Source organism: Maribacter sp., assembly GCF_049667165.1.
Lineage (GTDB): Bacteria > Bacteroidota > Bacteroidia > Flavobacteriales > Flavobacteriaceae > Maribacter_A.
The window spans coordinates 13,968-40,743 of the sequence record NZ_JBATHS010000183.1 but is presented as its reverse complement, the minus strand read 5'-3'; the positions used below and the strand labels follow the sequence as shown (position 1 = coordinate 40,743).

The following is a 26,776-nucleotide window of genomic DNA, read 5'->3' as shown; positions in this document are numbered from 1 at the left end:
TAGTGATGGTTTTGGGTTCGGACCAACCGAATGTAGCTCCTTAGCCTTATTGGGAATGGGTCATTTATGATGATAAGGTTCATTTTTCAAAATGGTAAATGCCCGGTATACTTGCTCAATAAGGAACAGCCGTACCATTTGATGTGAAAAGGTCATCTTTGAAAGACTGAGTTTCCCTTGGGCCTTTGCATATACGGCCGGACTGAAACCATAAGGGCCCCCAATGACCAATACCAGTTGTTTTAAGCCTGAGTTCATCTTTTTCTGTAGGTACTTCGAGAATTCAATGGAGTCGAGTTGTTTTCCGTTTTCGTCCAAGAGAACCAAAACATCCGTATTGTTGAGCCTTTTTAAGATCAGTTCGCCCTCTTTTTCCTTTTGCTCGATTTCGGAAAGGTTTTTTACATTTTTAATGTCTGGGATAATTTCAAGTTCAAACTTGATATAATGACTTAACCTTTTTTCATAATCGGTGATGAGGTGCTGCAATGAGGTACTATCCGTTTTTCCTATGGCCAAAAGTTTTATCGTCATGTTCCAAATTTAAAACTTTCAAGTTATCGGATATCCATAATGGATATTGTTTTTAGTAAATTAGCGCAAACCATTTATATTTATGATTTCAGAAGCCCAATTTCAACACGAAATAGAATTGATCATTGCCAATGCCATTCGGGAGGATGTCGGTGATGGCGACCATAGTTCGTTGGCTTGCATACCTCCAACAGCCATGGGAAAGGCAAAACTTTTAGTGAAGGATGAAGGTATTATCGCAGGGGTTGATTTTGCGAAACAGGTTTTTGCCCATGTCGATGCTGAAATGCAGGTTGAAACATTAATTGAAGACGGTTCTAAGGTAAAGTACGGGGATATCGTGTTTTATGTTACCGGCCGCTCACAAAGTATCCTAAAAGCTGAGCGTTTGGTGTTGAACGCCATGCAGCGCATGAGTGCCATTGCGACCAAAACGAATGCCTATGTCCACTTGTTGGAAGGTACCAAGACAAAGATTCTGGATACTCGAAAAACCACCCCGGGCATAAGGGCTTTGGAAAAATGGGCGGTAAAGATCGGAGGCGGTGAAAACCATAGGTTCGCCCTCTATGATATGATCATGCTTAAGGACAATCATATCGATTTTGCGGGTGGTATTACCAAGGCCATTCAAAAAACCCAACACTATCTTAAGGAAACCGAAAGAAATCTCAAGATTATTGTGGAAGCTAGAAACCTAAAGGAAATCGAGGAAATTCTTCAATGCAAAGGGGTACATCGCATTCTTATCGATAATTTCAATTATGACGATACCCGCAAAGCGGTTACCATGATTGGCGATCAATGCCAAACGGAGTCCTCGGGGGGCATCAACGAAAAAACAATCCGAAAATATGCCGAGTGTGGGGTCGACTATATCTCATCCGGTGCTTTGACACATTCAGTGCATAACATGGACCTTAGTCTTAAAGCCGTATAAATGTCAGCAGAAATTGAGGCAAGACTAGATAAGATACCTATAGTAAATTGGGTGGTGGTTTTTTTGAAAAAGGTGAAATTACCGGCTTTCGAAGGTCTTTCCCTTTATGATTTGTTAGAAATGTATATTGTGGGGATTGTGCAGGGCGCCTTGTCCTCTAGGGCTAGTTCCATTGCCTTTAGTCTGTTTATGGCCTTGTTCCCCCTTTTGATATTTTTAGTGACCCTCGTGCCTTTTCTCATCCCTTATGCCAGTGTGGGCAATGAGAATTTCGACGCCCAATTTTTATTGTTCCTAGAGTCTTTTCTACCAAATGCGACCAGTGACTATTTCGGTGAGATTTATCAACAAATCAAAGATCAACAGAGCGGAGGGTTGTTGTCTTCGGCTTTTTTTATATCGATTTTCCTAATGGCAAATGGGGTAAATGCCATATTCGGTGGGTTTGAGAATTCTTATCATGTCGAATTGACACGGAGTTTTATACGGCAATATGCCTACGCACTCATGGTAGGCCTAATACTTTCTATCCTTTTGATTTTGGGGGCGGCCGCTTTTGTATACTTTGAATTCTATATCTTGGATTACTTGAGTGCATGGGCAGCCAAAACCAGAGGGTATGATTTAACCGAAAATGACATCGTAGGGGCCCAGATCGGTAAGATTTTCTTTTTTGTCGTATTATCGTATTTGACAACGTCAATTTTATATTATTTTGGGACTAGAGAGGGTAAACAGGCAAAATTCTTTTCTATTGGGGCCTTGATGACTACCATCTTGTTTTTATTGACCTCCTATCTTTTCGGGGTATATGTTGAAAAATTTGCACGGTACAACGAATTATACGGGGCATTGGGAGGATTATTGATCCTTATGGTGTTCATTTGGTTAAATTCCAATATATTGCTGCTCGGGTTCGAGCTTAACGCTTCACTTAATTCATTACGAAAAAACATCAATAAAGATGACGATAACAAGTGAGATTATAATATTGGGAATGTTGCTCTTGTTTTCCTTTTCCGCAAAATCACAAAGTGTATTCGGAAAATGGAAAACAATCGATGATCGAACGGGCAAACCAAAAGCCATTATTGATATATACAATAAGGATGGATTGATGTATGGTCATGTGGTTGAGATCCTTGAAGATGGAAAGGAAGATGCCGTATGCACCAAATGTGACGGGGAACAGAAGGACCAGCCTATTTTGGGCATGACGATCATAGAGGCCGCCGAAGAACATGATAACGGGGAGTGGAAAGGTAAGAAACTCTTTGACCCTCAACAGGCCATGACCTTTCGCTGTAAGATTTGGTTGAATCCCCTAAATAAGAATGAGCTTATTGTCAGGGGTTATTTGATGTTTATTTATAGAACACAGACTTGGCTTCGCGTTAAAGGTTAGAAGACGAAGTGTATGCAACATTTCATCAACGTAATATTACCGATACCTCTCGAAAAACTCTTTACCTATAGTATTTCAGCATCTGAATTCGAGATTTTGCAACCCGGTATGCGTGTGGCCGTTCCTTTTGGCAAATCAAAGATTTATACCGCCCTGGTCTATGAAATCCACCTAACTCCCCCAGAAGTCTACGAGGCCAAGGAAATACATAGGATATTGGATGAATATCCATTGGTCAATGAGATACAATTAAAGCATTGGCGTTGGATTGCCGATTACTACATGTGCACGATGGGGGAAGTATTCCGAAGTGCCATGCCCAGTGCCTTTTTACTGGAGAGTGAAACCTTGATTTTAAGGAACGAGCGTGGCGTGGTTCATGAAGATGACCTTAAGGATGATGAATTTTTGGTCTATGAAGCATTGCAACATCAATCGATGCTCAGGGTAGATGAGATACGTGCCATTGTAGACATAAAAAATGTACTACCCATCTTGAATCGGTTATTGCAAAAACAAATTATAATTTTAAAAGATGAAATCTACGAGCGATACAAGCCCAAATTGGTGCGCTATGTAAAACTCGGCCCCCGTTATACTTCAGAAGAAAAGTTGGAGGAGTTGCTGCAATCCTTGACAAGGGCCCCAAAACAGAGTCAAGTGGTATTGTCCTTGTTCCAGTTGCAGGCCACAACCAAGAAACCTGTAAAAGTCTCGGATTTGGAACTGATCAGTGGGAGTTCAAAAGCAGTTATCAAGGCCTTGATCGATAAAGGTGTTTTAGAGGAATACCAAATACAGACCGATAGGATCTCTTATGATGGCACGGGGAATACATTTGACTTAAAGGCCCTTAACGAGTTTCAACAAAAGGCGTTGGAAGATATATATCTTGGTTTTGGAGCTAACAAGGTGACCTTGCTGCACGGCGTTACTTCCTCAGGAAAAACCGAAGTGTATGTAAAATTGATTGAAGAATGCATCAATCGTGGAAAACAGGCCTTGTATTTATTGCCTGAAATTGCCTTGACCACCCAATTGATTTCAAGATTACAGGATTATTTTGGGGAAAAGGTTTCTGTGTATCATTCCAAGTACAGCATTCATGAAAGGGTCGAGGTATGGAACAATGTGTTGGCCAAAAAAGAGAAGGCGAAAATAGTGATCGGGGCGCGTTCCGCATTGTTTTTGCCTTATTCAGATTTGGGATTGGTCATCGTCGATGAAGAACATGAAGGTTCCTTTAAACAGTTCGACCCAGCACCGAGATACCATGCTAGGGATGCAGCGATCGTCCTATCCACATTACATCAGTCGAACATTATTTTGGGTTCGGCCACCCCAAGTTTGGAGAGCTACTATAATGCACAGAACGGAAAATATGGGTACGCACACATCAATAGACGCTACGGCAATGTTTTAATGCCTGAAATTGAGTTGGTTGACTTAAAGGAGCAAATCCGAAAAAGACGAATGAAAGGCCATTTCTCCGAACGCTTATTACAGGAAATAACAGAAACCTTGAACAACGGCGAACAGGCCATCCTTTTTCAAAACCGACGGGGCTTTGCACCGATCCTTGAATGTACCACCTGTGGCCATTCGCCCCAATGTCCGAATTGCGATGTGAGTTTGACCTATCATCAATTTAAAAAACAATTGCGGTGTCATTATTGTGGCCATCATATTGCACTTCCGGAACGATGCGAGGCCTGTGGCAGTCCATCTTTGGACACCAAGGGTTTTGGTACGGAACAGGTCGAGGAAGAATTAAAGGGACTGTATCCCAACGCCAAGATCGGGAGAATGGATTTGGACACGACACGGGGCAAATATGGTTATGAGAAGATAATCACTGCTTTTGAGCAACAAGAGTTGGATATTCTTGTGGGCACACAGATGTTGACCAAAGGACTCGATTTTAGAAATGTGAATTTGGTGGGTATCATGAATGCCGATTCCCTATTGAATTTCCCGGATTATAGGGCACATGAGCGAAGTTTTCAGCTATTGACCCAAGTAGCGGGTAGGGCAGGGCGCACCCAAAAAAGAGGAAAGGTGATCATTCAAAGTTATAATCCCTATCATCAGATTTTAAAACAGGTTTCAACCAATGATTATGAAGGTATGTTCAAGGAACAGCTATATGAAAGGGAACAATTCTTATATCCACCATTGAATCGTATCATCAAGATTACCTTCAAGCACCGAAATTTCAATACGTTGAATGATGCTGCTGAATGGTTTTCGAAATCACTTCGCAACGTTTTTAAAAAGGGCATATTGGGCCCTGAGTACCCCCCAGTGGCTCGCATACGAAATCAATACTTGAAAAATGTGATCATTAAGATTCCTTTGGGCCAACCTTTGGGAAAAACGAAAAATAGCATTAAAAGAATCGAAAATTCCTTTAATGCTATTTCGCAGTTCAGAAGTGTACGTGTTATCTACAATGTAGACCACATTTAGAAATTACGTCATTTACGTACTTAGACATTACTTAGCGCTTCGGCCAGTTCAGTCTTCTTGTTTCTACTTAATGGAATCGACCTTCCGCTCACTTCAACATTCTTACTATTGAATTTTTCAACTTTTTCCAAGTTCACAATGTAGGATTTGTGAATGCGCAGAAATTTTTCTTCAGGCAATTGCTTTTCGAAAGATTTCATTGTTGATAAAATTACAATATTGGCCTCATCAGTAACCAATTTTATGTAGTCACCGAGTGCTTCGATCCATTTGATATCGTTAAGGATAACTTTCCTTTTCTTAAGATTACTTTTGACAAAGATGTGCTCTTCGTCTTCAAGTACCCTATTCATTTGCTCATATTTGGCTACGGCTCTTTTGACGGAAGCATCGAAACGGGCCATGGTAATGGGTTTGTGCAAATAATCCGTCACGTCATAGTCAAATGCTTTAAGGGCATAATCGGGTTTTCCGGTAATCAATATTACCTGTGGGCTGTTCTCAAGGGATTCGAGTAGGTCAAATCCATTGATGATCGGCATTTCAACATCAAGAAAAATCAAATCGATTTCGTGGTTCTTAATACCGTTTTTTGCTTCGATAGCATTGCTGTATTCTGCAACCATCGCTAGGTTAGGGTGATTGTTCACCAACTTTGCAACAGCCATCCTTTGCATTGATGAATCATCGACAATAATACTTCTTAATTTCATAAATGGGTTGATTTGTGGGGTTAAATCATCGACAAATTACTGAAAAAACACGTTGAACTGCAATAAAAGTTGTAAACATTGTATTAATAACTGTGTAATTTGCAATGACATATATTAAGATTTGGTTAAGTTCGATTTTTATCTTTATCCTATCTATAACGAAGAATTTTCCCTTTTCTTGTAATTCCTCGTAAATATTCTTATTTTTGCGCTCCTTAAAAACAAAATATTTATGAACAATTACGAAACTGTTTTCATTTTAAATCCCGTTCTATCAGATGTTCAGATAGAGGAAACAGTTAAGAAATTCGAGGATTTCTTAATTAAGAATGATGCCAAAATGGTATCAAAAGAAAATTGGGGGCTCAAGAAATTGGCTTATCCAATCCAGAATAAAAAAAGTGGTTTTTACCATTTATTTGAATTTACTGCTCCCGGAGAGGTTATTTTACCCTACGAGCAAGAATTCAGAAGAGATGAACGCGTAATGCGTTTCCTAACTGTGAAGTTGGACAAACATGCCGTCGCATGGGCTGAGAAAAGAAGAACAAGGTTAAAAACTAAAGCGTAAGGACTATGGCATCTATAGAACAACAGGCAAAAGGAAAAAAAGATGGGGAAATCAGGTATTTGACCCCTTTGAATATTGAAACCAACACCAAAAAGAAGTATTGTCGTTTCAAAAAATCAGGTATTAAGTATATCGATTATAAAGACGCTGATTTCTTGTTTAAATTAGTTAATGAGCAGGGTAAATTATTGCCCCGACGATTAACAGGTACTTCTTTGAAATATCAAAGAAAGGTAGCACAGGCAGTAAAACGTGCCCGTCATTTGGCACTTATGCCCTATGTTGGTGATTTATTAAAATAAAAGAAAAACGAACCATGGAACTTATATTAAAGGAAGACGTACAAAACTTAGGTTTTAAAGACGATTTGGTAAGTGTTAAGAACGGTTACGGAAGAAATTTTCTAATACCCCAAGGGTTGGCCGCAATGGCTACCCCTTCTGCTAAAAAAGTTTTGGCAGAGAACTTGAGACAAAGAGCCCATAAAGAGAAGAAGATCATTGATGCCGCCAATAAGGTTGCAGATGCTTTAAAGGCCCTTGAACTTAAAATCAAGGCGAAGGTCGGTGCAGGTGATAAACTTTTTGGATCGGTAACCGCCATCGATTTGGCTTCGGCCATTGAAAAGGAAGGGCATGAGATCGATAAAAAATTCATCAGTATCCAAGGTGGGGCCGTTAAAAGGTCCGGGCCTTACAATGCGCAAATTAGACTGCATAGGGATGTGATTATTGATTTCCCGTTTGAAGTGGTTGCAGAGAATAAATAACGTATTCCGTATATTAAATAATAGGCCTTTCAGTAATATCTGAAAGGCTTTTTTATTTTTGCAAACTATTTGGGGTGGGATTATAATAAACCCTTAGGGTAGTAACCGTATTGTTGAATTGGCCAAGTTTGGAATTTCCTATACAAGGCTTACAATAAACAATAGAACAATTTTATAAAATAGATGAAATACACGAGATTGACGAAACAGCAATTGGACGAGCTGCAACAGGAATTTATCAATTTTTTGGCCACCCAATCGATAACGGGTGAGGAGTGGGCCAAATTAAAGGTAGAAAAGCCCGAAGTGGCCGAGGATGAATTGGATGTTTTCAGTGACTTGATCTGGGAAGGGGTGCTTACCAAGGTATCCTATCTTGAGAATGTTTCTGCCCAGCAGATGCATTTGTTCCAATTGACCGAGAAGGAAATGAAACTGATTTCCGTCAAGGTAATGAATCCGGATATTGACTTAACGACCCATGTGGGTTTTGGATGGTTCAAGAAAAACTGGCAATCTGATTTTGTGGAATACCTTACGGCGTCAAAAGCCTATGGCCAGGATAGGAACCTTGATAAATTCAATTTGATACAGCAGGGGGCCGTCATCACCAAAGGTGATCTCTATAAGTGGTTTGATTCGATGATCGCTTAGTTTATTGTCATTCCTGCCTAGGCAGGAATCCACAAAACCATATATTTGCAGAAGAATTCTAAGAAATGGCACAAAAACCAGGTATACCTAAAGGAACAAGGGATTTTTCCCCTACCGAAATTGCTAAACGGGACTATATTTTCGAGATTGTAAAGAAGCACTTCAGGACTTTTGGTTTTCAGCCTATAGAAACCCCATCCTTTGAAAATTCGGAAACCCTGATGGGAAAATATGGGGATGAAGGGGATCGGTTGATTTTTAAAATATTGAATTCTGGGGATTTTATGGCTAAGGTTGATGATGTGGCCTATGATTCCAAGGATTCAAGGGCATTAACGCCTAAGATTTCCGAAAAGGCATTACGCTACGACCTAACCGTGCCCTTTGCCCGTTATGTGGTCATGCACCAGAATGAAATCGATTTTCCCTTTAAGCGCTATCAAATACAACCGGTATGGCGTGCCGACCGCCCTCAGAAAGGGCGTTTTAGGGAATTTTACCAATGTGACGCCGATGTGGTTGGGGCAAATTCGCTTTTACAGGAAGTGGAGTTGATCCAATTATACGATGCTGTGTTTGCCGATTTAAAGCTCGAGGGGGTTACCATTAAATTGAATAATCGCAAGATCCTAGCAGGTATCGCAGAGGTCATAGGGGCCCACGACAATTTAGTGGATTTTACGGTCGCCTTGGACAAATTGGATAAGATAGGGGTAGAAGGGGTCAAAAAAGAGATGTTGGCCAAAGGGATATCGGAACAGGCGATAGTAAAGGCAGGGCCTTTATTTGAGCTGTCAGGCACTAATGCCGAGCAATTGAATACGTTGAAACGCTTACTTTTTGATTCTGGGCAAGGAAGCACGGGCGTAGAGGAACTTGGGTTCATTATCAATGCCATAGACGATTTGGGGCTTCGATCGGCAACACTGGAAATCGATGTCACCTTGGCCAGGGGCCTTAACTATTATACAGGGGCAATCTTGGAGGTAGCTGCCCCAAAAGGGGTTGATATGGGCTCTATAGGGGGTGGGGGACGTTATGACGACCTCACAGGTATTTTCGGAATGAAGGATGTTAGTGGTGTGGGCATCTCCTTCGGGTTGGATCGTATATATTTAGTTTTGGAAGAATTGGGACTGTTTCCTGAAACCTTGGATAAGACGTTGGATGTGCTTTGCATCAACTTTGGGGAAAAGGAGGCCATGGCCGCCTTGAAATTAGTGACCCAATTACGGAACAAAGGGGTGAAAGCAGACGTTTATCCGAGTAACGCCAAAATGCAGAAGCAAATGAAATATGCCAATAACCGAAAGGTACCCTATGTTATTTTGATCGGGGAACACGAATTGGCGAATAATTCGTTTGTGGTCAAGAATATGCAGAGTGGTGTGCAGAAGAATTATGGGTTGGACCAATGCCAAGATTTTATAAAAACGTTATAATCTTTTTTTTATCGCCTTGATTATCTCTTTATAATATTCCACACCATGGGGTACATACTTTTTTAAATGGGCCAAACCCCAAGTTTCCTCTGAAAATTGAATCAGGGAGATAAGGTCCAAGGCTTCCACTTCGGCATCTTGCTTTTTTAATTCGTGTAACGGTACTTTCAATTCGCAAAGAAAGGTATGGTGGAATTCACAATCGATCAAATTGTCATGATGTCTTTGGATCGATTTGAAAACCCCGATTTTCTCTAATTTCCCAGGATAGATATTCAAGCCAATTTCTTCCGATATTTCCCTGATAGCCGATGTTTCAAAGTCCTCACCGGCACCAACATGCCCTGCCACGGATACATCCCATAGTAGGGGATGGATGTCTTTGTCCTTTCCTCTTTGTTGAATTAAAACTTGCCCATTTTTGGTATAGAACCAAACATGCACCGTTGGATGAAACAAGCCTTTTTTATGGGCAATTGACTTCATGGCGGTCTTTCCGGTGAAGTTTCCTTCCGAGTCTAATATGTCAACCAACTCATCCATTAATAAAATACAAATTCAGGTGTCCTCCCCTTAAAAAGGGGAGGTGCCTACCGACTAGTCATTATTCAAAATAACTGAATGTCTCCCCCTTCTTTATTTTCAACACCGTTTCATAGATCAAGCGGATTACATTCTCAACATCGTCTCTGTGCACGGTTTCCACCGTTGTGTGCATATAGCGCAATGGCAAGGAAATCAAGGCGGAGGCGACTCCACCATTGCTATACGCGAAGGCGTCTGTATCTGTCCCCGTAGACCTAGAGGCCGCCATGCGTTGAAAGGGGATATTTTTCGCCTCAGCAGTTTCTATGATCCGTTCCCGAAGTTTGTTCTGTACCGCAGGGGCATAGGAAATAACAGGTCCGGCACCTATCTCGGTATGGCCTTGGGTTTTCTTTTCGATCATAGGCGTGGTCGTGTCATGGCAAACATCGGTGATAATGGCCACATTCGGTTTTATGGTCTGGGTAATCATTTCAGCCCCACGCAACCCTATTTCCTCCTGCACGGAATTGGTAATGTACAGGCCAAAAGGTAATTTCTTTTTGTTTTCATGCAACAAACGGGCAACTTCGGCCACCATGAACCCACCGACCCTATTGTCAATGGCACGGCATACGAATTTATCCTTATTGAGGATCTGGAACTCATCGGGATAGGTAATGACACAACCGACATGTACCCCCATTTTTTCAACTTCCTTATTATCCTTTGCTCCTATATCGATAAAGATATTATCCAACTTAGGGGGCTCTTCTTTCGACTTGTCCCTCGTGTGGATCGCTGGCCAGCCAAAAACGCCTTTCACAATACCTTTTTTGGTATGGATGTTCACCCATTTGGAAGGGGCGATTTGATGATCGCTTCCTCCATTGCGAATCACGTAAAGAAGTCCGTTATCCGTGATATAGTTGACATACCACGAAATTTCATCGGAATGCCCTTCGATGACCACCTTGTAATCAGCCTCTGGATTAATGACACCTACAGCAGAGCCATAGGTATCGGTAATGAAAGTGTCGACATATGGTTTTAGATACTCCATCCAAATTTTTTGACCTTCCCATTCATAGCCCGTAGGAGCTGCATTGTTCAAGTATTTTTCCAGAAAATCCATTGATTTTTTGGTAAGAACCTTATTTGTAGCCATATGAAATATTTTAGGATACAAACTTAACAATATTCACTTTTAATTAATAATAACCATGATTAATAATCGTTAATTTTGGCAAGGCTTTTGCGTTTGCCCTATTGTATGGATAAAAGGAGTTTATTTTTGGTGTTCGGTCTATGTAGCTTGTTTATTTCCGCACAAGTGAAGGAACAGCCCATGGATTCGATTACGGAGAAACTGATCATCATTGAAGGCGATTCGATCATGTACCATTCCATTCCATTGGATGAGGTGTATGTATTCAGTAACTTGAAATTTACTTCCTATGAGGATAAACTCAGGTATTATATTTTAAGACGTAAGACCATTAAGGTATTTCCTTATGCCAAAATGGCTGCCGAAAGGCTCACTGAACTCAATGATAGCCTTTCGAGGATAAAGAAACCGAGAAAGCGGAAAAAATACACTAGGGAAGTCCAAAAATATATTGAAGGTGAATTTTCGGACGAACTGAAAAAACTGACCCGTACCGAGGGACAGATATTGGTTAAACTGATATACCGGCAAACCGGTAATACGGCTTTTGGCCTGGTTAAGGAGTTGCGAAGCGGATGGCGTGCATTCTGGTACAATACTACGGCCAAAATGTTCAAGATAAGCCTAAAAGAAGAGTATAGGCCCGATGTGGTTCAAGAGGATTATCTTATAGAGGATGTCTTACAGCGTGCCTTCGCGGCCGGTCGATTGGAACGCCAGAATTCCGTATTGGATTTCAATTATATGGATCTAGAAAACAAATGGGGGTCCACTGATGCCGAAGGCAAGGAAATGCAATGACCGGGGATAGCTTTCGTTACTTCTTCTTTTTTGGGGTATTGAACAGGGCGTTCATCATCAGATGTACACTATAGAATCCCATTGCTATGGCTGCAATGGCCAACACCAAACCTAGTATCAGGACCGGAATATAAAAAGCGTGTTCTTGATTTTTAAACGCCTGCCATATCACAACCGGGGCAGCGAACATCAATAGAAAGGTATAGGCAAAGTGTTTTACTCCCTTGATCAAAAGGTCCTTATCCGTTTTCATGGTACGTACATCTTGGACCATAAAAATACCAATTTTGGGCTTATAATGGTAAAACGTAAGACTTCAAATTTTACTCCAGGACTATGGTCTCTGCAAATTCTTGGCACACGGCAAAATACCCCAAGGCCAAATTATCACTATTGTTGGTATTTATGATATTACCCCTCACTGTGGCTGCCGGGGTCTGGAAGGGACCTTGATCTCCACCGCTTTGCACGATCAATTGATTCATGTAGTTGTAAAATGCCTCATCTACCCCTAAAATACTGATATTAAGTTCACGGCCAGATTCGAGTCCTTCCTCATAGAAATATGAAAATTCAAAGGATTGGCCTTGGTAGAATGTATCTTCAGAGACCAGGTATTCATTGAAATCAAAATCAAAAAGATAAAAATCAACACGGTTTGCATCATCGGTATAAGAAACCAAAATTTCGGTTTCATTTTCTGAGAACAACGTGCCGTCCCCCTCTTTTAAGTCATCGAAAGGCACTGAAGGAACGTAGGCCGTATTTGCTTCGTATAGCTCATTATTATACACTATGGTCAATTGTAATGCACCTTGCATAAGTTGATCGGTCGACCAATTCGCAACGTAAATTCCTGATCCAATAGGTTCTTCCACCAAATCTGTCACAGTATTGGTCGATGTATTTAAAAGGTGGATCTGATCCAATACCGCGGGCCCTATTTCCTCGAAAAAAGAGGTAGTTTCTGTAGCGGCAACCTGTACCCGTGTTGTTACGACATCGGTATCCACACGGATCAAGGCATCGATTGCAAGGCGTGTTTCATCATTGGGGACATCGACTTCGATTACATCCTCACAACCGATGAGCATTATAGAGAAAACCAATAAAATAAAATATTTACCCATGGCTTAAAATTTAAAGTTATAGGTTACGGCCGGTACTATCCCGAAAATCGAAGTTCGGACCGCCTCATTCACATTCGTATCCTGATTTCTGCGAAAGGATATTGAGGCCGCATTCTTTCTGCTATACACATTATACAGACTGAACACCCATTCGCCCTGTAATTTTCTAAACTGGTTCTTTTTTGGTGTAAGCGTGGCAGAAACGTCCATACGATGATAGCTTGGGAGTCTTTCCTTGTTTCTCAATCCATAATAGGGCACGGTCAGTCCCTGAAATTCATATTGTCCAATAGGGTAGTTGGTAGGTTGCCCTGTCTGATAAACAAAATTGGTATTGAAACTCCATTTGGAATTAAGTTCATAGTTCCCATAGACTGAAAAGTCGTGGGTTTTATCATAAGGGGTATTGTACCACGCTCCATTATTGATGCCGGATTCCATTGCATTGCGCCCGGGGGTCCTTTGCTCCGATTTTGATAGGGTATAGGCTAACCAGCCCTGAAGTTTACCAATGTTTTTGCGCAACAGGAACTCGAGGCCATACGCTCTTGCCTCACCATTCAATATGACTTGCTCTATGGCATCATTGGCAATCAAGTTGGCCCCATCCACATAATCGATACGGTTTTGGATATCCTTGTAAAAAATCTCGGTCTCTACCGAATAATAACCCTCCTTAAGATTCTGGAAATATCCAATAGCATATTGATCCAAGAGCTGTGGCTTTATAAACGTTCCACTGGGGGTCCATACATCTAAGGGTGTTGGGGAATTGGTGTTTGAAAGTAGGTGTAGGTACTGTGCCAACCTGCTATAACTGGCTTTTACAGAGCTTTCTGAATTTAAAGTATAAGACAAACTGATCCTGGGTTCAAAATTGTTGAATTTGGCCAAGCTTTCATTCCGTTTAGGATTCAATACGCCTATGGGATCCGCTTCTTGGTATATTTGAAGTTCTGTATTGAATACTATCGGATGGTCATTTTCATAGAGGTTCACCTCATCTTGGCCCAAACGGTTGAAATTACTGAACCGCAAGCCATAGCCTAGACTTAGTTCTGGGGTTATCTCATGTTCAATATCGATGTAAGCGGCAAACTCATTGGCATACTTCTGGATAAGCTGATCTTCAACGATCCCCGAATTGGAATTACTGGGTGCTATCTTGCCTGGATTGAAACGATAATAGATATTGTTAAGACCATAGTTTATTTGAAGATGATCATTGATATAGTGTTTTAAATCATATTTCACATTGAAATTTTGTATGCCCGAGTTCCAGTCAAAACCTACAAAATCCAATTTCAAACCATAGTAATAGTCTGAATAAATCAATGAAAGATTAGAGAATAACTTGTTGGATAACAAATGGTTCCAGCGAAAATTCCCTACGGCATTGCCATAGGTGTTCACAAAACTATCACTGATGCTGAAAACATCCCTTCCAAAATATCCCGATAAGAAAATATTGTTGTTTTCGTTCAGTTTAAAGTTGATTTTGGTGTTCAGATCGTAAAAATAGGCCGTATTGTCGATGTCGAACAAGGGTAGGAAAATATGGGCATAGGATGACCTGCCCCCGATGAGGAAGGCCGCTTTGTCTTTTTTCAAGGGTCCTTCAACAAGCAGGCGGCTCGCCACCAGACCTATACCTCCATTCACATGAAATTCCTTGCTATTGCCTTCTTTTTGGAAGATATCCAAAACGGATGATAGTCTGCCACCATAGCGGGCAGGAATACCCCCTTTGTACAGTTTTATATCTTTTATGGCATCAGGGTTGAATACCGAGAAAAATCCGAAAAGGTGGGATGAATTGAAAATCGTGGCCTCATCGAGAAGAATCAGGTTTTGGTCTACGGCACCACCCCTAACATTGAAGCCCGAAGACCCTTCACCCGCATTGGTAACCCCGGGCAATAAAAGTATTGATTTGATGACATCGGCCTCCCCAAGAATCACCGGTATCTTTTTGATCGTTGATACAGACATCGTATTCACGCTCATTTGGGGTTTGCGAATGTCCAATTTTTCACTCGTATTGGTAACTATGACCTCCTCCAATTGTTGGGCCTCTTCGACCATCAAGAAATTCAGCTTGCTGTTTTCGGTCAATTGTAGGGTGTGTAGTTGGTCTTGAAAACCCAGATAACTGACCTGTATTTCATATTCCCCTTGGGGTAGGGTGATGGAATAGAAACCATACTCATTTGTAGTCACCCCTGTATTCAAGGCAGGAATGGCGATGGTCACGCCGATCATTGTTTCGTTGCTCGATGCTTCCGATACGCTGCCACTGAGCGTGAATTTTTGTTGGGAAAAAAGAGAAAATGAAAAAATAAAGAACAGGATGATAAAAGTTGGAAACCTCTTATTCATTGATGCAATTTTTTATAAATGTAAAAAGAATACCAAGGGATAATGGCGTATTAACATTAATTTAAAAGAAAAAAAACCCTTGACAAATGACAAGGGTTTCAATAGGGTGTATCAACGAATCAGATATGGGACAATATATCATTGAATGTCTTGCTAGGTCGCATGGCATTGGCAATGCGTTTTTTATCGGGCAAATAATATCCCCCGATATTTTGCGGACTGCCTTGTGCTTCCTTTAATTCATTGATTATTTTAGATTCATGGCCCTTCATTGCTTCCGCAACCTTTGTGAAGGTGTTTTTCAAGTCCATATCCTGATCCTGGTTCGCCAATGCTTCGGCCCAGTACATCGCCAAATAAAAATGACTTCCCCTTGTATCCAATTCCATCACCTTACGCGAGGGGGATTTATCGTTCAACAAGAATTTTTCGGTGGCACTATCCAAAGCATCCCCTAAAATACGCGCTTGGGGATTATTGTTTTTTTCGCCATAGAATTCGAGCGAGACACCAAGTGCCAAGAATTCACCCAGTGAATCCCATCGTAGATGGCCTTCTTCCAAAAATTGTTCGACATGTTTGGGCGCAGAGCCTCCGGCCCCTGTTTCAAAAAGGCCGCCCCCATTCATAAGGGGTACTATGGAAAGCATTTTGGCACTTGTACCGACTTCCAAAATCGGGAAGAGATCGGTTAGGAAATCACGTAGAACATTCCCTGAAACAGAAATGGTGTCTTTGCCTTCTTTCAATCGTTTTAAGGTAGCTTTTGTAGCTTCAATAGGGGAAAGGATCTTAATGTCCAATCCAGTGGTGTCATGATCGGGCAAATAAGCTTTCACCTTTTTCATCAACTCCCTATCATGGGCTCTTTCTTCATCTAGCCAGAAAATAGCAGGAATTTGGGACGCCCGGGCTCTTGAAACGGCTAATTTTACCCAATCTTGGATAGGGGCGTCTTTTACTTGGCACATTCTCCAGATATCACCTTTCTCGACGGTGTGTTCCAATAAGGTTTTTCCAGAATTTATGTCAATTACGGATACTTTGCCGTCTTTTCCTATTTCAAAGGTCTTATCATGGGAACCATATTCCTCCGCTTTTTGAGCCATTAGTCCAACATTCGGAACCGTACCCATGGTGGTTGGGTCAAAAGCGCCATGCTCCTTGCAAAAATCGATGGTCGCAGAATAGATGCCTGCATAACTGCTGTCGGGAATAACCGCTTTGGTATCCTGTGCTTCACCTTTCGCATTCCACATTTTTCCTGAATTTCGGATCATTGCAGGCATAGAGGCATCGATAATAACATCACTTGGCACGTGAAGGTTGGTAATTCCTTTTTCTGAATTGACCATGGCCAAAGCAGGTCCTTGGCTTATCGCAGTCTTGATGGCGTTCTCAATTTCATTTCTTTTTTCCTCAGGAAGCCCATTGAGTTTATCCAATAGACTTTCCAAGCCGTTATTGGCATTTACCCCAATAGCCTCAAGGGTAGGACCATATTTGGCAAACACATCCTTAAAAAAGACCTCGATGGCATGACCGAAGATAATAGGGTCGGAGACCTTCATCATGGTGGCCTTCAGATGTAAGGAGAATAATACTCCCTTTCTCTTGGCATCTTCGATTTGCTCGGCTAAAAACGCGACCAAGGCTTTTTTGCTCATTATCGTAGCATCGATGATCTCACCTTTTAACAGCGGAATATTCTCTTTTAAAACCATGGTAGTACCATCATCACCGGTAAGTACCACTTTAACACTGGTTGCAGCGGCAAGGGTCAATGATTTTTCATTTGATTTGAAATCCCCATGATCCATGGTCGCAACGTGGGTAGCGGAATCCTTGCTCCAAGCACCCATGCTATGTGGATTTTGTTTCGCATAATTCTTAACGGCCCTAGGTGCCCTTCGGTCAGAATTTCCTTCCCTAAGAACAGGGTTTACGGCACTGCCCTTGATTTTGTCATAGGTGGCCTTTATTTTACGTTCTGCATCATTTTTTGGGTCTGCAGGATAATCGGGAATTGCAAAACCTTTATTTTGAAGTTCTTCAATGGCTTCGTTCAATTGAGGAATCGAAGCACTGATATTTGGTAGTTTTATGATGTTTGCTTCCGGATTTTTGGCGAGATTCCCCAACGCTTCAAGGTCATCATCCATTCGTTGGGCCTCGGTCAGGAATTCCGGAAAAGAGGTGATGATCCTAGAAGCCAAAGAAATATCCTTGGTCTCTATGTTTACGCCCGAAGTTTTGGTAAATGCTTGAACAATGGGTAGAAAAGATTGGGTAGCTAAGGCAGGGGCCTCATCGGTCTTGGTATAGTAAATCTTAGGCATTTAATAGAAAATTTGATTTTAGTGCTGCAAATATACAACTTTATGGTCGCCCCAAAGATCGGGAAATAGGGATTATTTATCTTGTGAAGGATTCTTTTGGTATGGGGTTGAACACACCATGTTCGCTTATTACTGGCATAAAAAACAAAAGCCATATCATTGTACAAGTACATTTGATATGGCTTTTTAGAAATAGGTAGTCAATATATGTCTTGTATTTTCAACAAAACCGCAACCAGTGATTGCCATCAACTAGGCTATTTCAACGTTTGAAATACAAGATAGTCCTTAATCCTTCAATCAAGTAACGCTTTGTATTTCTTCTCGCTGTCTTAATATTCTCAACGTAGCTATAGAACCTGGGTTTTATAGTTCTATCAAAAACATCCACATAATTCTCCGCAAGACGTGAGCCCTTTGGTCTTCATGCTCGTCTATCCAATTCATTCCAATCAGGACGAATCCCGATGCAAGGTCTTGGTAAACTAAACAACAATATAAAGAACGTAACCTTTATAATGAAATATTAAACGAACCCTATGGGCTTTCCTATTATTCCATAAAATAAAAGTACATTATAATTTTCGATTTACAATGAATTAAAAATCAACACCTTATGAACTATGGTTGTTAACAATTGTTCATAAAAAAAACACCCCATGACTTTGGGGTGTTTTTCAGAGCGTACATATATTTTCTTAGGAACGTACTTCCTTGATTCTTGCTTTCTTCCCGGTAAGTCCTCTAAAGTAGTATATTCTGGCCCTTCGAACCTTACCTTTCTTATTAACCTCAATTTTTTGCAATGCTGGCAAGTTGATCGGGAAAATACGTTCAACCCCGATTGTTCCAGACATTTTTCGTATCGTAAAGGTTTCCGTTGCGCCGCTGCCCCTTCTTTGGATGACTACCCCTTTAAAGAACTGGGTACGTGTTTTTTCGCCTTCCCTAATTTCATAGTATACCGTGATGGTATCACCGGCGGAGAATTCGGGAAATTCTTTTTTTGAAATGAACTCGTTTTCTACGAAGTTGATTAATGCTTCCATTACTTTATTTTACAATGATATTCAACCAACATTCACGATTTTCGTCAGAGGTTGATTTAACAGGGTGCAAAAATAAGCTATAAATTAAAATGCACAAGATTTTTATTTCTAATTTTTCCAAAAAAGGGTCATGATTTCCCGATTATTGGCTTTTTAAGTGTCGCGATCGCAACGAGAAGGCAAAAACGTCAGCAAAAAGGTATTCCAAAATGGTCAAATATTCCTCCCGACCGAAGGGGCCAAACAAGAAGCATCAAGCTTCCAGTGGTTCCAGGGCCATTAAGCGTTTTTTGTGCGATCTGAATATTGCATTTATAGATTCGAGAAAACCAAAACAAGGACCTTAACCTTGAAGATTAAGGTTTCTGACGGGAATATGTAAAACATTATGTGGTTTATGGTGCTTCATCGGTTAGCAGGTCTGGTCGCAAGGTTTTTGTTCTTTTGTGAGCCTCATTTTCACGCCATTCCTCGATTTTAGGAAAATTTCCACTCAAAAGAACTTCAGGCACCTTTACTCCTTTGTATTCCGAAGGTCTCGTATATACCGGAGGTGCCAATAGGTTATCCTGAAACGAGTCGGTGAGGGCGGAAGTTTCATTGCCGAGCACTCCAGGAATAAGCCGAATGATGGTATCGCATAGAATGGCCGCTGCCAATTCCCCCCCCGAAAGCACATAGTCCCCAACGGAGATTTCCTTGGTTATAAAGAGATCTCTAACCCGTTGGTCTACCCCTTTATAATGTCCGCAAAGAATGATCACATTTTCAAGAAGCGATAGCGTATTCGCAATTTTTTGGTTCAAGGTCTGTCCATCGGGAGTCATATAAATGACCTCATCATACTCGCGTTGGGCCTTAAGGGCCGAGATACATTTATCAATAGGTTCTATCATCAATACCATACCTGCCCCACCTCCGAACTGATAGTCATCCACTTGGTTATAGGTTTTATCGGTATAGTCCCTTAAATTATGCAGATGCACCTCGACCAATTCTTTTTCGATAGCCCGCTTTAGGATGGAAGCTTCAAACGGACTCTTGAGCAATTCGGGTAATACGGTTATAATATCAATTCGCATAATAGCTGATAGATCTAAATTATTGTGCAGTCCAAAAGTAATGAAAACTGTCAACGTCCTTCACCCAGTCCAATTTTTCATACAGTCTTTGAGCAGGATTATCAATGGCGGTTTCGAGGGCAAGGCCTTTTGCCTTATTGTCTAAGCAGAATTTCTTGGCCCTGTTCAACAGTGCCTCACCGATTTGTTTTTTTCTAAAGTCTGGATGCACGAATAAATCATTCAAGACATAGGATCGTTGCATTGAAACGGAAGAGAATAGGGGATAGAGTTGCGTGAATCCTACAGGTTCATCCGAACAATAGGCAAGGAAAATCATCGAATCGTTTTTTCTGAATCGTTCCTTTAGAAAGGCCTTTGCTCCTTCAATATTGCTTTCTTGGTTATAAAATACCCGGTACTGGTCGAATAAGGGCACGACGTGAAGGAGGTTTTCTATCGAAGCAGTAACGATTTCGATCATAGCGCTAGCAAAAAAAAGCTCCATCAAGGAGCTTTTTTTTATTTTGATTTCTTGTATTTGTTTATCTCGTCTTGCAGCTGCCTACTTATTTTTTGTTCCCTTTCCAATGCCCTTCGTCGGTGATCCTCATATTCGATCTCGACCTCTGAGAGTGCAGTTTTCGCCTCCTGGGTCAGCGTATTGCTTCTCCTGAATTTATAGACGAACAGAAGGAACAATAAAAGTAACCCTGCGATAATGGTCCAAAGAATAAAATTATATGTGGCTTTTGAAACCAATAGCCCTAAAAAGGACATGCTATCCTTTTCCTCGGTGACCGCTGTTAAATTATTGGTCGTTTCTTCCAACTTTTTGTTCAAGGAGGAAATAGTGGCCTCATGGCCCGATATGGTAGCGTTCAATTCCGCTGCTTTTTTATAAGAGGCTTTGAGGGAATCCACGACATTCTTACGCAATTTATCCAAAGAGGTTATGCGAACTACCTCATAACGTATGCCATCGGCCCTATAATTACCTGATTTTCTGAAGACATATTCGAACTGGCTATCAATATTCCCTTTGTCCAAGGACAATTCCTCTGTGTCGGCTGGTTCTTCTTGAGCGCTGTGAAAATTAAAAGCGAATATGGCCAATATTAAAAGTAGTGTTTTTAAACCTTTCATTTTAAAATGGTTCTAAGTTTAGTAAATGATTTAGAGGTAACTAAAGTAAACCATTAAAATCAATTAAGAAAAAAAATTGATCACAAGGTTTATAAAGCTAGGAACGCAAAGGTTCTATTTTAATTGTATGCTTTAAGCTAAAAACCTAATAATAGGTAAATCGTCTCACTTTGGCTATATACTTGGCAAGTCTTATGACCTGATGCGAATACCCATATTCATTATCATACCAGATATAAAGAACAATATTCTCACCGTTATCCGAAACTATGGTTGCCCTACTATCATAGATTGCGGGCGCTGATGTTCCGACAATATCAGACGATACCATTTCCTTGCTCAAGGAATACTTTATTTGTTCAACGAGGTTACCTTCCAAAGCATATTTCTTGAGTATGGTGTTAATACCATCCAATGAGGTTTTGTTTTTAATCACCAAGTTCAAAATAGCCAATGAACCATTGGGGACCGGAACACGTATGGCATTTGAGGTTAATTTTCCATGAAGCGAGGGGAGTGCCTTCGATACGGCTTTTCCGGCACCTGTTTCCGTTATGACCATATTCAAGGCTGCAGCCCTTCCACGTCTGTATTTTCCGTGCATATTGTCAACAAGGTTCTGGTCATTCGTATACGCATGAATGGTTTCCAAATGCCCTTTTTTTATACCAAGGGAGTCTTCGACGACCTTTAGGATAGGGGTAATGGCATTGGTGGTGCAGGATGCGGCGGAAAAAATATGGGTCTTGTCCGGGTCGTATTCCAAATGATTGACTCCATGAACGATATTCGGAACCTCTTTTCCGGGAGCTGTCAATAATACTTTTGAAATCCCCTTGGCCCTTAAGTGACGGGACAATTGCTCTTGGTCCCTATAGGCCCCTGAATTGTCGATTAAAAGCGCATTTTCAATCCCATAGTGCGAATAGTCCACATCCTCGGGATTACTTGCGCTGATGACATGAACCGTTGTGCCATTGATAATCAGGGCACTGTTCTTTACATCAGTATCCACCGTACCCAAAAACCTACCATGAACGGAATCCGTACGCAATAGATTCGCTCGTTTTTCCAGGATTTCTTCATTGATGTCGCCACGGGTGACAATGGCCCTTAAACGGAGCTGGTTGCCTTTGCCTGTTTTGGCCATCAATTCGCGGGCCAATAACCGTCCGATCCGTCCAAAACCGTACAAGACCACATCTTTGGGTTGAATTTCCTTGGCACTATGGGCATCCTTCAATTTCTCGATAACAAACGCCTTGATGTCATTGTAGGTATGGTCGTCGGAATGATATTCATACGTTAACTTGCCGATATCCAATTTGGCCGGTGGTAGTTTTATATCATTGATAGCCCGAAGGATTTCAATGGAATCGAAAATAGAGATCGGCTTTTGCACAAACTCCCCTGCATACTCGTGTAAGTGAATGATATCACTTACACTGCGGTCTATAATTTGATTCTTGAACAGCACCACTTCAATGGCCTTGTCATACCATAGGTCACTGGTGATTTTGATGAATTCCGTAGTCGCTTTTCTGCGATCGGCCTGGAAGGCCAATTCTTTCTCGTATGATTTTGTCGGGTTCATGGGTTGTTGAAGTTAATAATTTTATCAAAAGTAAAAGTTTCAGCCCTTACTATCGCGCTTTCCCATATCAAAAAAAAACGAGGTCGTTTTTTAAACGACCTCGTTCATAACCTCCGTAATTTGTCTTACTGAAATATCAGACGTTCCCTTTCCCCTTTTTCATTGATCATGGTAATGCTTGATTTTCCGTATTTCGAAATACGCCCAAAAAGGGTTTTTGCCTCCTGAATATCACTTATCTCCTCATCGTCGACAGAAAGAAGTACTTTTCCATTTAGACCATATCCACGATACATTTCAGGGACCCCAACGATTTTGACCCCCTTCTTGGTTTTGAATGTTTTTTTATCCTTATCGGTCAAATTCTTGACCTCGAGTCCCATAACAGGAACAAATAAGGTCTGTCTCTCTTTTATAGTTACCGGAACCATTAGTTGTTCTCCTTGACGGTCTATTGTTATCTCCAATTCATCACCAGGTCTTTTGGTAGAAAGGTATCCAGTTAAATCTGCAAATTTATGGACCTCAATCTGATCTATTGCTTTAATTACATCACCCTCTTTTAAATCGGCCTCGTCCGCTCCTGATTCTTCCTCTACACCTTCAATATAGACCCCATCGATCTCGTTTATTCCTTTTTCGATGGCATATGGTGTATTCAAGGATACGGTCTTAATGCCCAAAACACCTTTTTGGACGCTACCAAATTCCATGATATCATCGATGACCTTCTTGGCTATATTGCTGGGTACGGCAAAGGAATACCCCACATATGATCCCGTTTGGGACGAAATAGCGGTGTTGATTCCGATAAGATCCCCATTGGTATTGACCAAAGCCCCACCACTGTTGCCAGGATTCACGGCAGCATCGGTTTGGATAAAGGATTGGTCCGTACTCATAAGGGCCCGGGCTTTGGCACTGACAATTCCAGCCGTTACCGTAGAGGTCAAGTTAAACGGATTGCCTACAGCCAATACCCATTCACCCACTTTGACATTGTCAGAATCCCCAAAAGCCAAATAGGGCAATTGTCTTTTTGCGTCAATTTTGAGAAGGGCAATATCGGAATTTGGATCTGTGCCGACCAATTCCGCTTCGTAAGTTTTATTATTGTTCAAGGTAACTTGTAATTGACTGGCGCCTTTGATGACGTGATTGTTGGTTACGATATATCCGTCGGGCGATATGATGACCCCAGAACCCGTACCGATCTGAGCTTTCTGGTTCCCTTCATACCCATAAAAGAATTCCATTAAACTGGTCGGACCCCTGCTTATGGTCACGTTTTTAACGTGCACAACTGCGTTTACCGTTGTTTCGGCAGCCATGGTAAAATCAACTTCATTGATCCCTGCCCCTTTGGCCGATGTGGGCGACAAGCTTGAATTGATGATTGATGAGGCGTTATCATCAGTGACAACGGCATAATTCGTTTTCTCAAAAAATAGTTTGTAGGCGCCTAAGGTTATAGCCCCTGCAAAAAGTGCAATAAGTAACGAACTCCCTATTTTCTTCATAAGTATGTAGTATTATATTAAACCAGCATTATATTCATAGCGTAAAATTAAACGAATTTAAGATCCTGTTTTTACGGTTTAACTCCTTTTTAACTGCTAAAAAACCCTTAAAATTAAACTATATTTACCCCATAAAATTTAATATGGTTCATACTTTCTACAAATATCAGGGAACAGGGAATGATTTTGTTATGATGGACAATCGGTTGGAAACCTTTCCCAAAAACGATATCGAATTGATTGCCAGGCTTTGCGATAGGAGGGTTGGGATAGGTGCTGATGGACTCATTCTACTTGAGAATGATGAATCCTTGGATTTTAAAATGGTATATTTCAACGCAGATGGTAATATGGGTACCATGTGTGGCAATGGAGGTCGTTGTTTGGTTGCCTTTGCAAATTTTCTCGGTTTAATCGCCTCGGAAACCAAATTCAGCGCCGTAGATGGACCCCATTTGGCGACCATCGAGGGTGATAGGGTAGAGTTGGGAATGGGCAACGTCACTGAAATAAAAACGAAACCCAATGCCTATTTCCTGAATACAGGTTCCCCTCATCATGTTCAGGTGGTAAAGCATCTTCAGGATTTGAAGGTGTACAAGGAGGGTTCAAGATTGCGCTATGGCCTCTATGGTGAAAAAGGAAGCAATATCAATTTCGTTGAACCAATGGCCGATGGTTCTTTTGCTGTTAGGACCTATGAACGAGGGGTGGAGGATGAAACCCTTTCTTGCGGAACGGGTGTTACCGCGGTGGCCATTGCGATGCACCATGCCAAGAAAGTGACCTCAGAGGTTGTTGATATCGAAACCCGAGGGGGTAAATTGCAGGTTCGGTTTTCAGTGCAGGCGGAAGGTTATGGAAATGTACGCCTCATAGGGCCGGCGAAACAGGTTTTTAAAGGAGAAATCGAATGGTGAACTTACAAGGAAAACAGATTCATTTAAGAGCAATCGAACCCGGGGATCTTGATTTTCTATACCAATTGGAGAACAATACCGATATTTGGGAAATCAGCGGTACCATTACGCCCTATTCCAAACAAGTGCTAAGGCATTATTTGGAAAATGCCCATAGGGATATCTATGACGTCAAACAATTGCGTTTGTGTATATGTAAAGGGAACAAAGTGCTTGGATTAATCGATTTATTCGATTTTGATCCACAGAATAAAAGGGCTGGTATCGGATTGGTTGTTCTCGAGGAAAAAGAGCGAAACAAGGGCATTGGCGCTGAGGCGATCGGGCTTTTGTACGAATACGGCTTTAAGGTCTTGGGATTGCGCCAATTGTATGCCAACGTATTGGAAGATAATTTGGCCAGCCTGCATCTGTTCAAAAAAATGGGGTTTGTTGAAGTGGGAATAAAGAAGGATTGGATTTTTTCGAAGGGAGGATTTAAAAATGAAGTTTTACTGCAAAAAATAAACGCTTAATGTATATAAAGAGGATCTTGTTGATCGTGGTAGCCTTGGGGCTGGTTGTAGGGGGAATATTCGCCTATAAGGTATACGATGCGGTATTTTCACCCAATACCAAGTTCAACGAAAAAGAAGCATTCGTCTACATTCCTTCCGATGCCAGTATCGATGATGTGAATGCCTTGTTGAAACCCCTTTTGAAGAACACCGCCTCATTCATGCAGGTGGCCGATAGAAAAGGATACACCCCAAACGTCAGGGGGGGTAAATACATGCTTGCGAAAGGTATGAACAACAATGCTATTGTCAATTCGTTGCGAAGCAATAATATTCCTGTAAAGGTATCCTTCAACAACCAAGAGACCTTGGCCGATTTGGCCGGCCGGATTTCTTCCCAGTTGGAACCTGACAGTCTCGGGCTTTTGTCAGTACTGAACGACGTTGCTTTTTATAAGGCCAATGGATTCACCGAGGAAACAAAATTAGCGATGTACATGCCAAATAGTTATGAGTTTTTCTGGAATACCCCAGCCGAAAAGTTCAGGGACCGCATGTTGAAAGAATACAAACGTTTTTGGAATGATGAACGTGTTGCCAAAGCGAAAGCATTGGGCTTATCCCCGAATGAGGTTGTTTCGTTGGCTTCGATCGTGCATAAGGAAACGGCAAAAGTAGATGAACGGCCTCGGGTGGCCGGGCTGTATCTGAACCGATTGCGACAGGGAATGCTGTTGCAGGCGGATCCCACGGTTATCTATGCCATAAAAAAGCATTCTGGCAACTTTGATACCGTTATCAAAAGAGTCCTATACAAAGACCTTGAACTCGATTCTCCGTACAATACATATAAATATGCGGGTGTACCTCCAGGGCCGATTACCATGCCTGATATTTCGGCTATAGATGCCGTTCTAAACCCTGAGAACCATGAGTATCTTTATATGGTTGCCAATGTAGAGGATTTTGGATATCACAAATTTGCTAAGACCGGAGCGCAACACAACCGAAATAAGGCACAGTATATCCGATGGATAAATAGCCAGAATATCAAGAGATAGGCTATTAATCGTAATTTTAAGACTTGTTAACTAAAATTGAATATTTTTAACAAGAGCTTCTTACACTTGCATTTTTAGCATTCTATCTT

At 41.3% G+C, this 26,776-nt stretch carries 27 protein-coding genes; 13 read left to right on the top strand and 14 right to left on the bottom strand.

The window, feature by feature from the left end; all coding sequences use genetic code 11:
• Positions 1-60: 60 nt before the first annotated feature.
• Positions 61-534, bottom strand: a complete 474-nt coding sequence (gene rlmH, locus WBM98_RS09605) for a 23S rRNA (pseudouridine(1915)-N(3))-methyltransferase RlmH (protein ID WP_424365804.1) — start codon at positions 532-534, stop codon at positions 61-63.
• 82 nt (positions 535-616) lie between these two features.
• Between rlmH and nadC the strand changes: the two genes are divergently transcribed.
• The 4 genes from nadC to priA are packed head-to-tail and all read left to right on the top strand — an operon-like array spanning position 617 to position 5,348.
• A complete protein-coding gene (nadC, locus tag WBM98_RS09600) occupies positions 617-1,474 on the top strand; it encodes a carboxylating nicotinate-nucleotide diphosphorylase (protein WP_424365803.1) in 858 nt (285 codons plus the stop codon).
• Positions 1,475-2,455 (top strand): YihY/virulence factor BrkB family protein, encoded by a 981-nt coding sequence (locus WBM98_RS09595; RefSeq protein WP_424365802.1) that lies wholly within the window; start codon positions 1,475-1,477, stop codon positions 2,453-2,455. It begins immediately after the preceding gene.
• A complete protein-coding gene (locus WBM98_RS09590; protein ID WP_424365801.1) occupies positions 2,439-2,879 on the top strand; it encodes a DUF2147 domain-containing protein in 441 nt (146 codons plus the stop codon). The genes WBM98_RS09595 and WBM98_RS09590 overlap by 17 nt, the downstream gene beginning before the upstream one ends.
• 12 nt (positions 2,880-2,891) lie before the next feature.
• Positions 2,892-5,348, top strand: a complete 2,457-nt coding sequence (gene priA / locus WBM98_RS09585) for a replication restart helicase PriA (RefSeq protein ID WP_424365800.1) — start codon at positions 2,892-2,894, stop codon at positions 5,346-5,348.
• Between the two features lie 20 nt (positions 5,349-5,368).
• Here priA and WBM98_RS09580 read toward each other — a convergent pair whose 3' ends face one another.
• On the bottom strand, positions 5,369-6,061 hold the full coding sequence (locus WBM98_RS09580) for a LytR/AlgR family response regulator transcription factor (RefSeq protein ID WP_424365799.1): 693 nt from the start codon (positions 6,059-6,061) through the stop codon (positions 5,369-5,371).
• 232 nt (positions 6,062-6,293) lie between these two features.
• On the opposite strand from WBM98_RS09580, the gene rpsF reads away from it, so the two are divergent.
• The 5 genes from rpsF to hisS all read left to right on the top strand — a co-directional run bounded on the left by rpsF (position 6,294) and on the right by hisS (position 9,497).
• Complete coding sequence (rpsF, locus tag WBM98_RS09575) at positions 6,294-6,632, top strand: 30S ribosomal protein S6 (RefSeq protein WP_424365798.1); 339 nt, start codon at positions 6,294-6,296, stop codon at positions 6,630-6,632.
• A gap of 5 nt (positions 6,633-6,637) precedes the next feature.
• Entirely contained in the window at positions 6,638-6,934 is a 297-nt protein-coding gene (rpsR, locus tag WBM98_RS09570; protein ID WP_424365797.1) for a 30S ribosomal protein S18, read from the top strand.
• 14 nt (positions 6,935-6,948) lie between these two features.
• Complete coding sequence (gene rplI / locus WBM98_RS09565; protein ID WP_424365796.1) at positions 6,949-7,401, top strand: 50S ribosomal protein L9; 453 nt, start codon at positions 6,949-6,951, stop codon at positions 7,399-7,401.
• Between the two features lie 183 nt (positions 7,402-7,584).
• On the top strand, positions 7,585-8,055 hold the full coding sequence (locus WBM98_RS09560) for a DUF6495 family protein (RefSeq protein WP_424365795.1): 471 nt from the start codon (positions 7,585-7,587) through the stop codon (positions 8,053-8,055).
• Between the two features lie 65 nt (positions 8,056-8,120).
• Positions 8,121-9,497 carry a histidine--tRNA ligase gene (hisS, locus tag WBM98_RS09555; RefSeq protein WP_424365794.1) on the top strand — a complete coding sequence of 459 codons (1,377 nt, stop codon included), beginning with the start codon at positions 8,121-8,123 and terminating at the stop codon, positions 9,495-9,497.
• Here the strand turns inward: hisS and WBM98_RS09550 are convergent.
• Positions 9,492-10,040 (bottom strand): NUDIX hydrolase, encoded by a 549-nt coding sequence (locus tag WBM98_RS09550; RefSeq protein ID WP_424365793.1) that lies wholly within the window; start codon positions 10,038-10,040, stop codon positions 9,492-9,494. The genes hisS and WBM98_RS09550 overlap by 6 nt on opposite strands.
• A gap of 61 nt (positions 10,041-10,101) precedes the next feature.
• Positions 10,102-11,190 carry a M42 family metallopeptidase gene (locus WBM98_RS09545; protein ID WP_424365792.1) on the bottom strand — a complete coding sequence of 363 codons (1,089 nt, stop codon included), beginning with the start codon at positions 11,188-11,190 and terminating at the stop codon, positions 10,102-10,104.
• Between the two features lie 105 nt (positions 11,191-11,295).
• Here WBM98_RS09545 and WBM98_RS09540 point away from each other — a divergent pair, with 105 nt between their 5' ends.
• Positions 11,296-11,991, top strand: coding sequence for a DUF4294 domain-containing protein (locus WBM98_RS09540; protein ID WP_424365814.1), 696 nt, complete (start codon positions 11,296-11,298; stop codon positions 11,989-11,991).
• Between the two features lie 16 nt (positions 11,992-12,007).
• Here the strand turns inward: WBM98_RS09540 and WBM98_RS09535 are convergent, their stop codons facing one another.
• From WBM98_RS09535 to WBM98_RS09490, 10 genes are all read right to left on the bottom strand, one after another.
• Complete coding sequence (locus tag WBM98_RS09535) at positions 12,008-12,265, bottom strand: DUF6095 family protein (protein ID WP_424365791.1); 258 nt, start codon at positions 12,263-12,265, stop codon at positions 12,008-12,010.
• 49 nt (positions 12,266-12,314) lie between these two features.
• Entirely contained in the window at positions 12,315-13,121 is an 807-nt protein-coding gene (locus WBM98_RS09530) for a DUF4249 family protein (protein WP_424365790.1), read from the bottom strand.
• Between the two features lie 3 nt (positions 13,122-13,124).
• Positions 13,125-15,500 carry a TonB-dependent receptor gene (locus tag WBM98_RS09525; protein WP_424365789.1) on the bottom strand — a complete coding sequence of 792 codons (2,376 nt, stop codon included), beginning with the start codon at positions 15,498-15,500 and terminating at the stop codon, positions 13,125-13,127.
• Between the two features lie 119 nt (positions 15,501-15,619).
• On the bottom strand, positions 15,620-17,839 hold the full coding sequence (locus WBM98_RS09520) for an NADP-dependent isocitrate dehydrogenase (protein WP_424365788.1): 2,220 nt from the start codon (positions 17,837-17,839) through the stop codon (positions 15,620-15,622).
• Between the two features lie 698 nt (positions 17,840-18,537).
• Positions 18,538-18,888, bottom strand: coding sequence for a 50S ribosomal protein L19 (gene rplS, locus WBM98_RS09515; RefSeq protein ID WP_424365787.1), 351 nt, complete (start codon positions 18,886-18,888; stop codon positions 18,538-18,540).
• Between the two features lie 395 nt (positions 18,889-19,283).
• On the bottom strand, positions 19,284-19,970 hold the full coding sequence (gene trmD, locus WBM98_RS09510; protein ID WP_424365786.1) for a tRNA (guanosine(37)-N1)-methyltransferase TrmD: 687 nt from the start codon (positions 19,968-19,970) through the stop codon (positions 19,284-19,286).
• A gap of 19 nt (positions 19,971-19,989) precedes the next feature.
• On the bottom strand, positions 19,990-20,457 hold the full coding sequence (locus WBM98_RS09505; RefSeq protein ID WP_424365785.1) for a GNAT family N-acetyltransferase: 468 nt from the start codon (positions 20,455-20,457) through the stop codon (positions 19,990-19,992).
• A 14-nt stretch (positions 20,458-20,471) separates the two neighbouring features.
• Positions 20,472-21,095: a tRNA (guanine-N1)-methyltransferase gene (locus WBM98_RS09500; protein WP_424365784.1), complete on the bottom strand. Its 624-nt coding sequence runs from the start codon at positions 21,093-21,095 to the stop codon at positions 20,472-20,474.
• Between the two features lie 145 nt (positions 21,096-21,240).
• Positions 21,241-22,689: a glyceraldehyde-3-phosphate dehydrogenase gene (locus WBM98_RS09495; protein WP_424365783.1), complete on the bottom strand. Its 1,449-nt coding sequence runs from the start codon at positions 22,687-22,689 to the stop codon at positions 21,241-21,243.
• A 125-nt stretch (positions 22,690-22,814) separates the two neighbouring features.
• On the bottom strand, positions 22,815-24,209 hold the full coding sequence (locus tag WBM98_RS09490; protein ID WP_424365782.1) for a S1C family serine protease: 1,395 nt from the start codon (positions 24,207-24,209) through the stop codon (positions 22,815-22,817).
• A 143-nt stretch (positions 24,210-24,352) separates the two neighbouring features.
• On the opposite strand from WBM98_RS09490, the gene dapF reads away from it, so the two are divergent.
• The 3 genes from dapF to mltG are packed head-to-tail and all read left to right on the top strand — an operon-like array spanning position 24,353 to position 26,687.
• Positions 24,353-25,129: a diaminopimelate epimerase gene (dapF, locus tag WBM98_RS09485; protein WP_424365781.1), complete on the top strand. Its 777-nt coding sequence runs from the start codon at positions 24,353-24,355 to the stop codon at positions 25,127-25,129.
• The gene (locus tag WBM98_RS09480; RefSeq protein WP_424365780.1) at positions 25,123-25,644 is read left to right on the top strand and encodes a GNAT family N-acetyltransferase; all 522 of its coding nucleotides are present in this window, start codon (positions 25,123-25,125) and stop codon (positions 25,642-25,644) included. The genes dapF and WBM98_RS09480 overlap by 7 nt, the downstream gene beginning before the upstream one ends.
• Complete coding sequence (gene mltG, locus WBM98_RS09475) at positions 25,644-26,687, top strand: endolytic transglycosylase MltG (protein WP_424365779.1); 1,044 nt, start codon at positions 25,644-25,646, stop codon at positions 26,685-26,687. The genes WBM98_RS09480 and mltG overlap by 1 nt, the downstream gene beginning before the upstream one ends.
• Positions 26,688-26,776 lie beyond the last annotated feature (89 nt).